Source organism: Flagellimonas okinawensis (assembly GCF_029194005.1).
Classification (GTDB): Bacteria; Bacteroidota; Bacteroidia; order Flavobacteriales; family Flavobacteriaceae; genus Flagellimonas; species Flagellimonas okinawensis.
In genome coordinates this window covers 323,619-338,027 of the sequence record NZ_JARFVA010000002.1, presented here as the reverse complement: position 1 = coordinate 338,027, position 14,409 = coordinate 323,619, and the positions used below count along the sequence as shown (strand labels likewise).

The 14,409-nt window shown below is 42.2% G+C and carries 13 protein-coding genes; 9 read left to right on the top strand and 4 right to left on the bottom strand.

Annotated features, from left to right (window positions below):
- Positions 1–35 precede the first annotated feature (35 nt).
- Positions 36–2,651, top strand: a complete 2,616-nt coding sequence (locus tag PY091_RS07305) for a M14 family metallopeptidase (protein WP_275649052.1) — start codon at positions 36–38, stop codon at positions 2,649–2,651.
- A 68-nt stretch (positions 2,652–2,719) separates the two neighbouring features.
- Here PY091_RS07305 and PY091_RS07300 read toward each other — a convergent pair whose 3' ends face one another.
- Entirely contained in the window at positions 2,720–3,475 is a 756-nt protein-coding gene (locus PY091_RS07300) for a sulfite exporter TauE/SafE family protein (RefSeq protein ID WP_275649051.1), read from the bottom strand.
- Positions 3,476–3,544: 69 nt separating this feature from the next.
- Here PY091_RS07300 and PY091_RS07295 point away from each other — a divergent pair, with 69 nt between their 5' ends.
- A complete protein-coding gene (locus PY091_RS07295; RefSeq protein ID WP_275649050.1) occupies positions 3,545–5,353 on the top strand; it encodes a sodium:solute symporter family protein in 1,809 nt (602 codons plus the stop codon).
- A 3-nt stretch (positions 5,354–5,356) separates the two neighbouring features.
- On the opposite strand, the gene PY091_RS07290 is transcribed toward PY091_RS07295, so the two are convergent.
- A complete protein-coding gene (locus tag PY091_RS07290) occupies positions 5,357–5,947 on the bottom strand; it encodes a riboflavin synthase (RefSeq protein WP_275649049.1) in 591 nt (196 codons plus the stop codon).
- Between the two features lie 58 nt (positions 5,948–6,005).
- Here PY091_RS07290 and pdxA point away from each other — a divergent pair, with 58 nt between their 5' ends.
- From pdxA to PY091_RS07255, 7 genes are all read left to right on the top strand, one after another.
- A complete protein-coding gene (pdxA, locus tag PY091_RS07285) occupies positions 6,006–7,058 on the top strand; it encodes a 4-hydroxythreonine-4-phosphate dehydrogenase PdxA (RefSeq protein ID WP_275649048.1) in 1,053 nt (350 codons plus the stop codon).
- 110 nt (positions 7,059–7,168) lie between these two features.
- Positions 7,169–7,702: a YceD family protein gene (locus PY091_RS07280; protein WP_275649047.1), complete on the top strand. Its 534-nt coding sequence runs from the start codon at positions 7,169–7,171 to the stop codon at positions 7,700–7,702.
- A gap of 7 nt (positions 7,703–7,709) precedes the next feature.
- On the top strand, positions 7,710–7,910 hold the full coding sequence (gene rpmF / locus PY091_RS07275; protein WP_100816683.1) for a 50S ribosomal protein L32: 201 nt from the start codon (positions 7,710–7,712) through the stop codon (positions 7,908–7,910).
- 175 nt (positions 7,911–8,085) lie between these two features.
- A complete protein-coding gene (locus PY091_RS07270; RefSeq protein WP_275649046.1) occupies positions 8,086–9,081 on the top strand; it encodes a beta-ketoacyl-ACP synthase III in 996 nt (331 codons plus the stop codon).
- A gap of 26 nt (positions 9,082–9,107) precedes the next feature.
- Positions 9,108–9,608, top strand: a complete 501-nt coding sequence (gene accB, locus PY091_RS07265; protein WP_275649045.1) for an acetyl-CoA carboxylase biotin carboxyl carrier protein — start codon at positions 9,108–9,110, stop codon at positions 9,606–9,608.
- 86 nt (positions 9,609–9,694) lie between these two features.
- Positions 9,695–11,053, top strand: a complete 1,359-nt coding sequence (gene accC, locus PY091_RS07260; RefSeq protein ID WP_275649044.1) for an acetyl-CoA carboxylase biotin carboxylase subunit — start codon at positions 9,695–9,697, stop codon at positions 11,051–11,053.
- Between the two features lie 35 nt (positions 11,054–11,088).
- Positions 11,089–12,207 (top strand): NAD(P)/FAD-dependent oxidoreductase, encoded by a 1,119-nt coding sequence (locus tag PY091_RS07255; RefSeq protein WP_275649043.1) that lies wholly within the window; start codon positions 11,089–11,091, stop codon positions 12,205–12,207.
- Here PY091_RS07255 and PY091_RS07250 read toward each other — a convergent pair.
- Complete coding sequence (locus tag PY091_RS07250; RefSeq protein WP_275649042.1) at positions 12,204–12,866, bottom strand: ABC transporter ATP-binding protein; 663 nt, start codon at positions 12,864–12,866, stop codon at positions 12,204–12,206. The genes PY091_RS07255 and PY091_RS07250 overlap by 4 nt on opposite strands.
- 24 nt (positions 12,867–12,890) lie before the next feature.
- Positions 12,891–14,405, bottom strand: coding sequence for a serine hydrolase (locus PY091_RS07245; RefSeq protein ID WP_275649041.1), 1,515 nt, complete (start codon positions 14,403–14,405; stop codon positions 12,891–12,893).
- Positions 14,406–14,409 lie beyond the last annotated feature (4 nt).

The following is a 14,409-nucleotide window of genomic DNA, read 5'->3' as shown; positions in this document are numbered from 1 at the left end:
TTAATTTTCAGTCAAATTATAACTAATTCAAAAAAATGATTTCTAAAACTGCAAACCTCAAAACATTGCTGCTCTCCGCAGTGATGTCTTTGTCTTGCGCTGCGCTCGCCGTGGCACAAACTGTCCCCTCCCCCAAGGACGTATATGGATTTAGGGTAGGAGACGATTACAAATTGGCCGACTACTCACAAATTGAAGATTACCTTTCCAAATTGGACGCGGCCTCCAATAGAGTGAAAAAAATTGAGATCGGAGAAACAGTATTGGGTCGTAAAATGTACCTAATGTTCATTTCTACCGAAGAAAACCTTGCCCAATTGGACAAGTGGAAAGACATCAGCACCAAACTTGCCAGGGTGCAGGTTGATGATGATGAGGCCATGAAACTTTCTCAAGAAGGTAAGGCCATTGTTTGGGTGGATGGTGGTATGCACTCCACTGAACTTGCACACGGACAAATGACCTCTGAATTGGCCTATACATTGGCTACTTCCGAAACTGCTGAAATGCAAAAAATCAGGGAAAATGTGATTACCCTTCTTATGCCAGTTATGAACCCTGATGGCTTGGACATTGTTGTGGATTGGTATCGCAAGAACATGGGGACTCCCTATGAGACTTCTCGCCCTCCGATTCTTTACCATTACTACATGGGACACGATAACAACAGGGACTGGTTCATGAACATTATGCCGGAAACTTATAATGTTACCAAAATTTTGTACAACGAGTGGTACCCACAGATTGTGTACAATCATCACCAGTCTTCCCCTGCATGGACCAAAATTTCCATTCCACCATATGCAGACCCGGTGAACCCAAAAATTCACCCTGCTATTACCGCAGGAGTAAGTGAAGTTGGTTCTGCCATGTCCAAACGTTTTTCTCTTGAAAATATGCCCGGCGCCATTGCAGATAACTTTTACACCATGTTCTGGAACGGTGGTGGAAGAACCGTGCCTTACTATCACAACATGATCGGTATTTTAACTGAAACAGGACATACAACTCCGACCCCAAGGTTCTACGATCCAGAAAAACTGCCTAAACTGGTGGCGGGAACTACACCAACAGATGGCACGGACATTATGTACCCAGATCCATGGAAAGGCGGTGAATCTCATTTTAGGGATGCTGTGGATTATATGCTAACAGCTACTTGGGCCACTTTGGACCTAGCAGCGGACCGTAAGAGCAACTACTTGTACAACATATACAAAATGGGAAAATCCGCTGTTGAAAAGGGGACATCCGAAGACTTGTTCGCTTATATCATCAGCAAAGAGCAGTGGGATTCTTTTGAAGCTGTTAACCTAATCAATGTTCTATTGCAAGGAGGTATCGAGATTGAAAGAGCTACCAAAGATTTTACCGTGAACGGAAAAGAATATGAAGAAGGTTCTTATGTGATCTATACGGCCCAGGCTTTTAGACCTTACCTTATGGACCTTATGGAAAAGCAAAACTATCCTACACGTTTCCAATACCCAGGTGGTCCTCCAGACACCCCATACGATTTGGCAGGGTGGACATTGCCAATGCAAATGGGAATCGATGTGGATAAAATCGCAGAGTCCTTCAAAGCTCCTACCGAGAAAGTATCGGGACTTGTAAAATACTATGAGGGAGAAGTAAACAGAAACGGTTCCTTTGGTTATGCACTTAGTGCGAACACCAATGCTTCAGTAGCAGCTACCAATAAAATTCTAAAAGCAGGTGGAACCGCTTACAAGAGCATGGCCGAATTCAAGGCAGGTAAAGTAACCTTGCCCGCTGGATCTTTCATTGTTTCCGGAGATAAGGAAATGATGGAGTCTTTGGCCGACGAGTATGGTCTTGAATTCACGGGGTTATCCGCCAAACCAGAAGTACAGTTGAAAAAAATCCATTTGCCAAAAGTAGGACTGTACAAGTCTTGGGTAGCCAATATGGATGAAGGGTGGACCCGATTTGTAATGGACGAATATGAGTTTGACATGGATACCTTGCACGATGCCGACATCAAAACCAAGGATTTGTCCAAGTACGATGCCATTATTATTCCTTCACAAAGACCAAGTTCCATTTTACATGGACACAGCAATTTGAGCATGCCTGAAAAATTTACTGGAGGAATCGGACTTAAAGGTTCTATGGCATTGAGCGACTATGTTGATGCCGGGGGAACTCTTATTGCTTTTGATGAAGCCAGTGATTACGTAATCGAGCAATTCGGATTGCCGTTGCGCGATGCTGTGGAAGGAGCGGACAGCAAGGACTTCTTTATCCCTGGATCTTTGATCAAGGCCGGTGTGGACACATCCCATCACCTTGCATTTGGAATGAAGGATACCGTTGCCGTTTCCTTTAACAGAAGTAGGGCCTTCATAATTGATAAACAAAGAAAATCCGGAGAAGGAGGAAAAGAGGATATCAAAGATGCACCAGCACCCGAAGTGGAAGTAATTGCCACATACGCCGCAAAAGATCTTTTAATGAGCGGATGGGCCATGGGCGAAGACCGCTATATTGCTAAAAAACCTGCGATGGTAAAGGCTAAATACGGAAAAGGTTCGGCAATCTTGTTTGCGTTCCGTCCACAGTTTAGGGCACAGCCACGTGGAACTTATAAATTAATCTTTAACGCGATTTACGAAGGAGCTTCGGAATAGTGTTTAGAATATATTAGTGTAAAGAAAGCCCGCCAAAATTGGCGGGCTTTTTTATTGGAATATGTACACTACCTAAAAAGAATCGCAACCGCACCAATCGCGGTCACAATCAATATAAAGCGCTTGTAATTTTTCTCGTTGATTTTCCTAACCAAAAAAACGCCCAAAATCAACCCAGCCCCAATTGCTGGCAATAAACGCAAGTTGATCAAAAGGCTCTCTACAGAAATGGTTTTCCAGACAAAAACATGGAATGGTAATTTAAACAAGTTGGTGATAAAGAACAGCCAAGCCGCAGTCCCAACAAATTCATTTTTGGGCAAACGCATGGCCAAAAAGAAAATATTGGTAAACGCACCCGCCAAATTACCGATCATGGTACAAATCCCTGCCAAAATTCCCATTGACCCGGAAAACAACCAGTGCGTGGGTACCTTTTTGGATTTTCTTCGGTCCCACCAGACCAGCATTCCCAGACTAATAAATATGACCACGACCATTCCCCACTTAAATTCTCTTTCGGGAAGGTCCTTTCCGATCACCACACCAACCAAAATACCCAAGATCATCCATGGAATAAATTTGATGATGTACTTCCATTGGGTATGTCGATTATAATAAACGACCGCAAAAATATCACCAACGATTAGTAATGGAATAAACAACCCAGTGGAAGCGCGAGAGCCAAATGCCAAGGCCATCAAGGTCACATTAAAAATGGACATTCCTTTCAACCCAGCTTTGGAAACCCCCATTAAAAAAGCGGCGGTAGCGGCCATGGTCCATGCAGCGACAGAAATATCAGTGAAAGTGGAAAGAAACATGAGGAGATTTTAGAAGGTTCACAAAAGTAACCCAAAAAAACTATCTTTAACTCCAGCCAAACTAAACAAATGAAACTAGAACTTTTAGATTACCTCATCATATTTGGGTTCTTTGCCCTTGTCCTTTTTATTGGAATTTATGTTTCCAAAAAATCCGGACAAAGTTCAACCGAGTATTTTTTATCTGGTCGCAGCATGCCTTGGTGGCTTTTGGGATTATCCATGGTAGCCACAACATTTTCTACCGACACTCCCAATTTGGTTACCGATTTGGTAAGATCTAATGGGGTATCTGGAAACTGGGGATGGTGGTGTTTTTTGCTTACGGGAATGTTGACAGTTTTTGTCTATGCAAAGCTTTGGAGAAAGTCCAATGTAAAAACCGATTTGGAGTTTTATGAATTAAGATATGGGGGAAAAGCAGCAAGCTTTTTAAGAAAGTTCAGGGCTGTTTATTTGGGAGTGTTGTTCAATGTGATCACCATGGCCTCCGTAACCTTGGCCGCCATAAAAATTGGTGGCGTTATGTTAGGCTTGGACCCTTGGGTCACCGTTGTGAGCGCCGGCTTGATTACCGTAGTTTTTAGTGCACTTGGTGGATTCAAAGGGGTAGTGTACAGTGATTTCTTCCTCTTTTTTATGGCCATGGCGGGAGCCATCGGAGCTGCTATTTATTTGGTAAACCTACCTGAAGTTGGAGGGTTACAGGCCGTTTTGGAAAATGAAAACGTAAAAGATAAATTAAGCATACTGCCGGATTTTGATGACAAAAAAGCTTTGATTACCGCATTGATCATACCCTTGGCAGTGCAATGGTGGAGTTCTTGGTACCCAGGTGGGGAACCTGGGGGTGGAGGCTATATCGCCCAGCGTATGTTGGCCGCAAAAAATGAGAACCATGCCATAGGAGCCACTTTCTTCTTCAATATTATGCATTATGCACTTAGACCTTGGCCTTGGATTTTGGTGGCCTTGGCCTCTCTGGTGGTATATCCGGACATTGCCAGTATCCACGAAGCTTTTCCAAATGTAACCGAAGATAAATTGGGTCACGATTTGGCTTATTCCGCCATGATGACCAAATTGCCAACCGGTCTTTTGGGGGTTGTTTTGGCCTCGCTTGTCGCGGCATACATGTCAACAATATCCACCCAATTGAATTGGGGCTCTTCCTACATCGTGTACGACTTTTACAAACAACAGATAAATCCAAAGGCAACAGAAAAGCAAATGGTAAATGTCGGAAGGGTTTCCACGGTATTATTAATGGTATTGAGTGCATTTTTGGCCTTGGCCCTACAAAACGCCATGGGGGTTTTCAATTTGTTATTGTCCTTCGGGGCCGGAACAGGCCTTATATTTATTTTAAGATGGTTCTGGTGGAGAATCAATGCTTGGAGTGAAATAACCGCGATGTTTTCCTCCGGGATTTTGGCCGTGCTTTTGGAAACTACACCCTTGCGCGCATACTTGTTCGCGCCGGAAACAGGAATTTTTCCAGAATGGGCCGATTTACCATTCATAATGATCGTGACCACTATTATATGGTTAACAGCGACCTTTGTTACCCAACCTGAAAGTAAGGAAGTGCTTCGAAGCTTCTATTTAAAGATACAGCCGGGAGGCCCGGGTTGGTCCAAAATTGTGGATGAAGCCGAAGCGGATAATGTGGAAATCGTTAAGACCAATGAAAAATGGAGCGTACCATCTGGAATTAAGGCAATGCTTGCCGGTGTTGTGTTGATTTACTCCATTATGTTTGCCACGGGTTATTGGATCTACGGGGAATATCAATTAGCAGGCATTCTCACCTTGATCGTAGCCCTATCCGCTTTTGTTCTTTTAAGATTGTGGCGTGGAATGAAAAATGTATTGTAAGGCTTAATCCCTTAATTCCAATAATCTGGAAACATATTTTCCGACTACATCGAACTCCAAATTAACCGTGTCACCAACCTTGTATGTATGGAAACGGGTGTGCTCATGTGTGTAGGGGATAATGGCCACACTAAATCTATTTTTTTGAGAATCCACTACGGTTAAACTAACGCCATCCACAGTGATGGAACCTTTCTCAATAGTTATGTTATTGAGCTCGGGGTCATATTCAAAGGTATACACCCAGCTTCCGTCTTTTTGATCAACGGAGGTACAATTAGCAGTTTGGTCCACATGTCCCTGAACTATATGTCCATCCAATCGGGCCCCCAGCAACATGGCACGCTCTAGATTTACAACATCGCCCAACTTTAATTCACCAAGGTTGGTTTTGTTCAATGTTTCTTCGATCGCAGTAACGGTATAGTTGTCCCCATCAATCGAAACAACGGTCAAGCATACACCATTGTGCGATACACTTTGGTCTATCTTTAATTCCGAAGTAATTCCGGACGAAACGGAAATATGAAGATTTCCCCCGTCTTTTTCCAGCTTTTCAACTTTCCCTAAAGTCTCTATGATCCCTGTGAACATGTGTCTTATTAATTGACTAGTTTTGTAGTGCAAAAGTAGCCATAACGGCATTCATTTTATGAAGGAAGAAGAAAAAATAAGATTAGGGATCTCCATCGGGGATATAAACGGTATTGGGTGCGAGGTAGCGCTCAAAACTTTTGAAGATGCAAGAATGTTGGACTTTTGCACTCCCGTCATATTTGCATCTAACAAAACCATGTCGCAGCAGATCAAAGATTTGGGATTGGATATTAAATTCAATGGCGTAAGGGAGGCCGATCAGGCTTTGGACGGTAAGATCAACATTGTTAATGTATGGAAAGAAGTCCCCAATATTGAGTACGGCCAGGCCACCAAAGAGGGCGGTGATTTTGCCATAAGATCTTTAAAAGCGGCCGTAAACGCCTTAAAAGAAGATAAGATAGATGTACTGGTCACGGCTCCCATCAATAAAAACAATATTCAATCCGAAGATTTTAAGTTTCCCGGCCATACCGATTTCTTGGCACAGGAACTAAAGGGTGAGAGCCTAATGTTTATGGTAACCGATGGGTTGCGTGTGGGGTTGCTTACCGATCATATTGCGGTAAAAGATGTGGCCAAGGCCATTACGCCAAAGCTTATTCGCAATAAGGTGTTAACCATGGAGAATTCCCTAAAAATGGATTTTAACATTCGCCGTCCCAAAATTGCTTTATTGGGCATAAACCCCCATAGCGGAGATAATGGCACCATTGGTGAAGAGGATGATAAAATCCTAAAACCAACGATCAAAGAACTATTCAATAAAGGTACTTTGGTATACGGCCCTTACTCGGCAGACAGTTTCTTTGGCTCCAACAGCCATCATAATTTTGATGCCATATTGGCCGCATACCATGACCAAGGACTTATTCCATTTAAAACACTTTCCTTTGGTAAAGGCGTCAACTATACCGCTGGGCTGGATAAAGTAAGAACCTCCCCCGACCATGGAACCGCCTATGAAATCGCAGGAAAAGGCAAGGCTGATGAAAGTTCGTTTAAAGAAGCCGTATTCACTGCAATACAAGTGTTTAGAAATAGATGTGAGTATCAGGAACTCACAAAAAACCCGCTGCAAAAACAAAAAATCAAGAGAGGTAACTAAAAAGTTTGCCTCAATTTGGATATTTGTTGTAACAAGAATTGCAGTTTTGTAAATTAGTAGTATCTTTGCACCCGCCTTTAAAGGCTGGTACACAAACCTTAAGTGTAGAAATGATGAAGCTGAAAGAGTATTTTATCCCTTTTTCAGGTCTGAAGTTGGGAAAACATAAATTTGTGTACGATATTGATGAAACGTTCTTTGAATCTTTTGACTACCAAGAATTTAACGGAGCTTCCGTTCATGTAAATGCCGTTTTGGAAAAAATGAGCACCATGATGGAACTTCAGATTGAAGCCGAGGGAAGCGTAAATGTGGATTGTGATCTGACTGGCGAACCATTCGACCAGCATATCGATTCGAACTTAAAACTTGTCATCAAATTTGGTGAGGAGTACAACGATGAGGACGATGAGATACTGATCATCCCGCATGGAGAGCATCAATTTAATATTGCACAGTACATATACGAAATGTTGGTACTGGCCGTTCCACAGAAAAGGGTTCATCCCGGCGTGGAAGATGGAACGCTACAATCGGATATCTTGGACAAGCTCGAAGAGCTTCAGCCAAAAGAAAATACAAAGTCATCAGAAGAAACAGATCCCAGATGGGACGATTTAAAAAAGTTACTAACGGATAAATAGGTTTATAATGGCACATCCTAAAAGAAAAATATCAAAAACCAGAAGGGATAAAAGAAGAACCCACTACAAAGCAGTTGCGCCAACAATTGCCAAGGACTCAACTACAGGTGAGATGCACTTGTTCCACAGAGCACACTGGCACGAAGGCAAATTGTACTACAGAGGTCAGGTATTGATAGACAAAACCGAAGAGGAAACTGCGGCATAAACGCAAATCCCTTAAAATAAAGCAACTCCCGTTCAATTTTAACGGGAGTTTTTTTATGGGCCCACGTTAACACCCAAAATCGACTCAATTTTGACCATAAAGTCATATAAAATGACTAATTTTCACCGCTTTTGGGTCAAATTTCAATCTTTTTGACAATAAAGAGAGGCTAAAAATGAAAAAAACAACGGCAGCAATAACAGCTGTAGGAGGTTACGTTCCTGAATTTGTACTTTCCAATAAAGTATTGGAAACCATGGTAGATACCAACGATGAATGGATCACCACACGAACAGGAATCAAGGAACGAAGAATCTTAAAAGAAGAGAACGCTGGAACATCTTTCATGGCCATCAAAGCCGCGGAAGATTTGCTTCAAAAAAGAGGCATCGAGGCTTCTGAAATAGATTTTATCCTTGTCGCTACAGCTACCCCCGATATGCCCGTCGCTTCAACAGCTGCATATGTAGCTTCTGAAATTGGTGCGGTAAACGCATTTGCATACGATTTACAAGCAGCTTGTTCTAGCTTTTTGTACGGTATGTCCACAGCGGCCAGCTACATAGAATCCGGCAGATATAAAAAAGTATTGGTCATAGGGGCCGATAAAATGTCATCCATAATCGACTATACAGATAGGACCACATGCATAATTTTTGGAGATGGTGCAGGAGCGGTACTGTTTGAACCCAACGAAGAAGGTCTTGGATTACAAGACGAATATCTTCGTTCCGATGGTATTGGCAGACAATTTCTGAAAATCGATGCAGGCGGTTCCATTTTACCAGCATCCGAAGAGACCGTCAAGAACAAACAGCATTATGTTTTTCAGGATGGAAAATCCGTATTTAAATTTGCCGTATCCAATATGGCCGATGTTTCCGCATTGATCATGGAGCGCAACAATTTGACAAAGGATGATGTGCAATGGTTAGCACCGCATCAGGCCAACAAACGTATTATTGATGCCACTGCAAACCGTATGGGCCTTGATGCAGAAAAAGTACTGGTCAACATTGATAGATACGGAAATACCACTTCCGCAACATTACCCTTACTGCTATGGGATTACGAAAAGCAGTTGAAAAAGGGAGACAATATAATTTTCGCCGCCTTTGGAGGTGGTTTTACATGGGGTGCCATTTATTTAAAATGGGCCTATAATTCTTAATCACACAACTAACTAAATTATATTCCATGGACATTAAGGAAATTCAAAGTTTAATCAAGTTTGTCGCCAAATCAGGTGCCAGCGAGGTGAAGTTGGAAATGGAGGATATTAAAATCACCATTCGAACTGGAAGCACCAGCTCCAGCACGCCCGAGACAACAATTGTTCAACAAATACCAATGGCACAAGCTCCTGCCGCTGCAGCTGCCGCACCAGCAGCGCCAGCATCACAGGAAGCCGCTGCCCCCGCTCCATCTGATTCCAAAAAAGCAGATGAAGATTCAAAATATATTACCATCAAATCTCCTATCATAGGAACATTTTATAGAAAACCTTCTCCGGATAAACCACCATTTGTTGAGGTTGGCAGCTCCATTGGAAAAGGAGATGTTCTTTGCGTGATCGAGGCAATGAAACTCTTCAACGATATTGAATCGGAGGTTTCTGGAAAGATTGTTAAGATATTGGTTGATGATTCCTCACCAGTTGAGTTTGATCAACCTTTGTTCTTGGTAGATCCGTCGTAGTGAATTTTAAATGATATGTTTTGGAGTAATCAAAATTTCTCCTGAACCATTTAAGATTTAGAATTCCTAATTTAAGATTGTGTTCTATGTTTAAAAAAGTATTGATTGCAAATAGGGGTGAGATAGCCTTGAGGATCATAAGAACCTGCAAGGAAATGGGCATTAAAACCGTAGCTGTTTACTCCAAGGCCGACGAAGAAAGTCTGCATGTCCGTTTTGCGGATGAAGCAGTATGTATTGGCCCTGCACCGAGTAGTGAATCTTACCTAAAGATTCCTAATATTATTGCTGCTGCGGAAATCACCAATGCCGATGCCATTCACCCTGGTTATGGATTCCTTTCCGAAAACGCAAAATTCTCCAAGATCTGTGCCGAGCACGATATCAAATTTATCGGGGCTTCCGGTGAACAGATCGAAAAAATGGGGGATAAGGCCACCGCCAAGGAAACCATGAAAAAAGCCGGTGTACCAACAGTGCCAGGTTCGGAAGGTCTATTGAAAGACGTGGACCATGCCAGAAAAGAGGCCAAAAAAATGGGTTATCCCGTAATGATCAAAGCTACCGCCGGTGGTGGTGGTAAAGGGATGCGTGCCATTTGGTCGGAAGAAGAAATGGAGAAAAACTTCAACAGCGCCGTTAATGAAGCTACTGCTGCTTTCGGAAATGGTGGAATGTACATGGAAAAGCTGATTGAAGAACCTCGACATATCGAAATACAAATTGTGGGCGACCAATACGGTAAAGCCTGTCACTTATCAGAAAGGGATTGTTCCGTACAACGTAGGCACCAAAAACTTACTGAGGAGACCCCTTCCCCTTTTATGACGGACAAACTCCGTGAGGATATGGGGAAAGCAGCTGTTAAGGCCGCGGAATACATTAAATATGAAGGAGCGGGAACCATCGAGTTTTTGGTGGACAAACACCGTAACTTCTATTTTATGGAAATGAATACCCGTATACAGGTAGAGCACCCCATCACCGAACAAGTAGTGGATTATGACTTGATTCGCGAGCAAATCTTGGTGGCCGGCGGTGTCCCTATTTCCGGTAAAAACTATTTTCCAAAACTGCACTCCATTGAGTGTAGAATCAACGCGGAGGATCCTTATAACGACTTTAGGCCATCTCCGGGGAAAATCACCACCTTGCATACCCCAGGTGGACACGGCGTTAGATTGGACACACACGTATACAGTGGTTATATGATTCCGCCGAACTACGATTCTATGATCGCCAAGTTGATCACAACAGCGCAAACAAGGGAAGAAGCCATCAACAAAATGAGAAGAGCCTTGGATGAATTCGTGATTGAAGGAGTGAAAACTACCATTCCATTCCATCGCCAATTGATGGACCATCCCGATTATTTGGCCGGTAATTACACCACCAAATTCATGGAGGATTTTAAAATGGATCCAAAATATAACGAACATCACTAATAAATACAGCCCCGAATTTTCGGGGCTTTCTTTTTATGCAACTAAGCTATTGGGAAAATAAGACCTGGTTCTCCAATGTAGACTATACCATTGTGGGCAGTGGTATTGTTGGCATTAACTGTGCCATCAGCCTTAAAGAAAAACACCCCAATTGCAATATCTTGATACTTGAAAAAGGCAGTTTGCCACAAGGGGCCAGTACTAAAAATGCAGGTTTTGCCTGTTTTGGGAGCGTTTCCGAGATTTTATCGGACTTAAAGCATCATACAGAGGAAGAAGTGGTAAGTTTGGTGCAGAAACGCTGGGATGGTATTCAGCGAATGCGTCAACTATTGGGAGATAAGGCCATCGGCTTTGAGTTACATGGTAGCCATGAACTTTTCCCCTTGGAAAAGCCAGAGTTGTACGATACGTGCTTAGAATCCATTACCTACCTCAACGATTTATTGAAACCAATTTTTGGCCAACCTGTTTTTGTGGAAAGCGACAATCATTTTCAGTTTCGCAATGTTCGGGAAAAATACATCACCCACAAGTTGGAAGGACAACTGGATACGGGAAAAATGATGCGTTCTTTGATCAATAAATGCCTGTCACTGAACATTCCCATCATCAATGGGGTAACGGTTAAAGATGTAGTGGAATCTAACAATGGAGCCACCGTTTTAACAGAGAACTTTGAATTTAATTCCAAAAGAGTCCTTGTAGCAACAAACGGTTTTGCTTCCCGCATGATCGATTCAGAAAGTGTTAAGCCGGCGAGGGCACAGGTCATTGTAACGGAACCCATCAAAAATTTGCACATCAAGGGTACATTCCATTTTGATGAAGGATATTATTATTTCAGAAACATTGATGACAGAATCCTGTTCGGTGGTGGAAGGAACCTTGATTTTTCGACCGAGGAAACAACAGAATTTGGAGAAACCCGCATAATTCAAGACAAATTAGAGACATTGCTGCAAGAAATGATCCTGCCAAATCAACCCGTAAAAATTGAACGTAGATGGAGTGGCATCATGGGTGTGGGCAATCAAAAATCGCCGATCATTAAGCAAGTTTCAAATTCCGTCTTCTGCGGTGTTCGCTTGGGCGGCATGGGCGTTGCTTTGGGCAGCCTTGTTGGGCAAGAACTGGCAGATTTGGCCGATTAGACCATTCTGCCGTCCAATAAATTTATGATTCTGGAACCATACTCAGCATTTTTCTCGGAATGTGTTACTTGAATAATGGTGACACCTTCTTCATTTAGTTGTTTAAAGAGTTCCATTATCTCCTCCCCTTGTTTGGAATTCAAGTTGCCTGTAGGCTCATCCGCCAAAATTAGTTTTGGATTGGCGATCAATGCTCTGGCCACTCCTACCAATTGCTGCTGGCCTCCACTAAGCTGGGAGGGAAACAGATCCTTTTTTCCAACAATATTGAACCTGTCCAACATATCTGCCACCATAGCCTTTCGTTCAGATCCTTTGATTTTTTTATAAATCAAGGGCATTTCCAGATTTTCCTTCACTGTAAGTTCGTCGAGCAGATGATAGGATTGGAACACAAACCCAATATATTGTTTGTAAAGATTGGCCCGGTGTTTTTCCTTTAAGGAGTGTACTGATTCGTCTAAAAAATTGTACTCCCCCTCATCGAAAGTATCCAACATGCCGATGACATTGAGCAAAGTGGATTTGCCGGAACCGGAAGGTCCCATTACAGATATGAACTCACCTTCCTCGACTTCGAGGTTTATATCCTTTAGTAAAAAGAATCGCTGGCCTCCCGAGTTGACCCATTTGAATATATTATTGAGTTGTAGTAGCATATTTTTTTATTTATAGTGTGTTCTTTATTCTGATTCCTTCAGACTTTCCAATCGTTTTGAGGCGTTTTCGCACCAATAACAATTGGTACCAGGCTTTAATTCAAGGGCTTTTTCAAAACTTTTTATCGCATTGTCCCTGTCATTTATTAAATAGTACCCTTCGCCAAGAGAGTCCCACAGGTTTCCATCATCTGTGAACATCTCCGTGTTCAACTTTAGGAGCGCTATGCCCCATTCGATATTCTTGTTTTCCGACACTTGCTTAAAACCAATCCGGTTCAACAGTGCCTTATCGGTCAAAGGGCTTCCTTTTGCGTCTTCTAGAAATTGAGGCAACTCATTTACCTTCTCCGGGTTATTGGACCTGATAAAGTCAAAAACCAGTTCATACTTGTTTTTTGGAATGGCCTCGGGTCGGTATGCTGGGTCCATAGCCATCTTGGCAAGCTCCCACGCCACACTTTCCGATTGTTGGTTTAAAATAATATTTGATAGTGCTATTACTACCATATCATCTTCTACAAACCTTAGAAAATCTGCAAAGAATATCCCGTTACTTCCATTATGTGCCACAATTTTTTTATTGCTTTTTGAATTGAATATGGCCCAACCATAACCATAGAAAGATGTTTCATCTTCATTTTCTGGGGTAAATGCATTTTCCATCAACTGTTTTGATTCGGGGAGCAATACTGAATTTTCTTCTAGTGCAATGTGCCACTTGTACAAATCTTCCACTGTGGAATAGATATCTCCCTTCCCAATACTGTACCAGTGGTTTTTATTATACGGGAGATGTTCCTGTGTTGTTCCCCAATCCCTCCATTCTCCTGAGGTATAATGGAAGTAGTATCCGTGGGCAAACTGCTCACTATTGACACTGATGCCTTTATAACCTGTATGCTCCATTTGCAAAGGCTCCCAAAAGTTCTCTTTTAAAAAGGACTCATAATCTTTTTCGGAAACCATTTCTATAATGGCGGTCAATAAAATATAGTTTGCATTCGCATAGGTGTGTTTTGTGCCGGGCCCATACATCAATTCAGACTGGAAAAAATCATTCAAAAAAGTTTCCCTACTGGCCTCATCGTACCTAAAGCCACCTGTTTGCGGCGATATTCCGGATGTATGAGTCAGCAGTTGATGTATGGTGATTTCACTTTTATCGAATGGTACTTCGGGAAAATATTTTGAAACCTTGTCCTGTACATGGAGTTTTCCCTCTTCCTGAAGTTTTAAAATGGCGATTGCAGTGAATTGTTTGGTGACCGAACCAATATTGAATATTGTAGATGGTCCGTTGGGAATCTTTTTGGCCCGATCCGCCCAACCATAGCCTTTGGATAAAATGACATCTCCTTGCTTGGCAACAAGTATGCTCCCAGAATATCCATTGTCCACACTTTGACTTATAAAATCATCTATCCTGATTTTCAGATTTTCTTCCGATGTCTCTTGTCCGATAATCACGGCATTGAACATCAAAGACAACAATAACAGAATGAACAGATTATTTCTAAACTTAATTAAATAGTTCATTTTT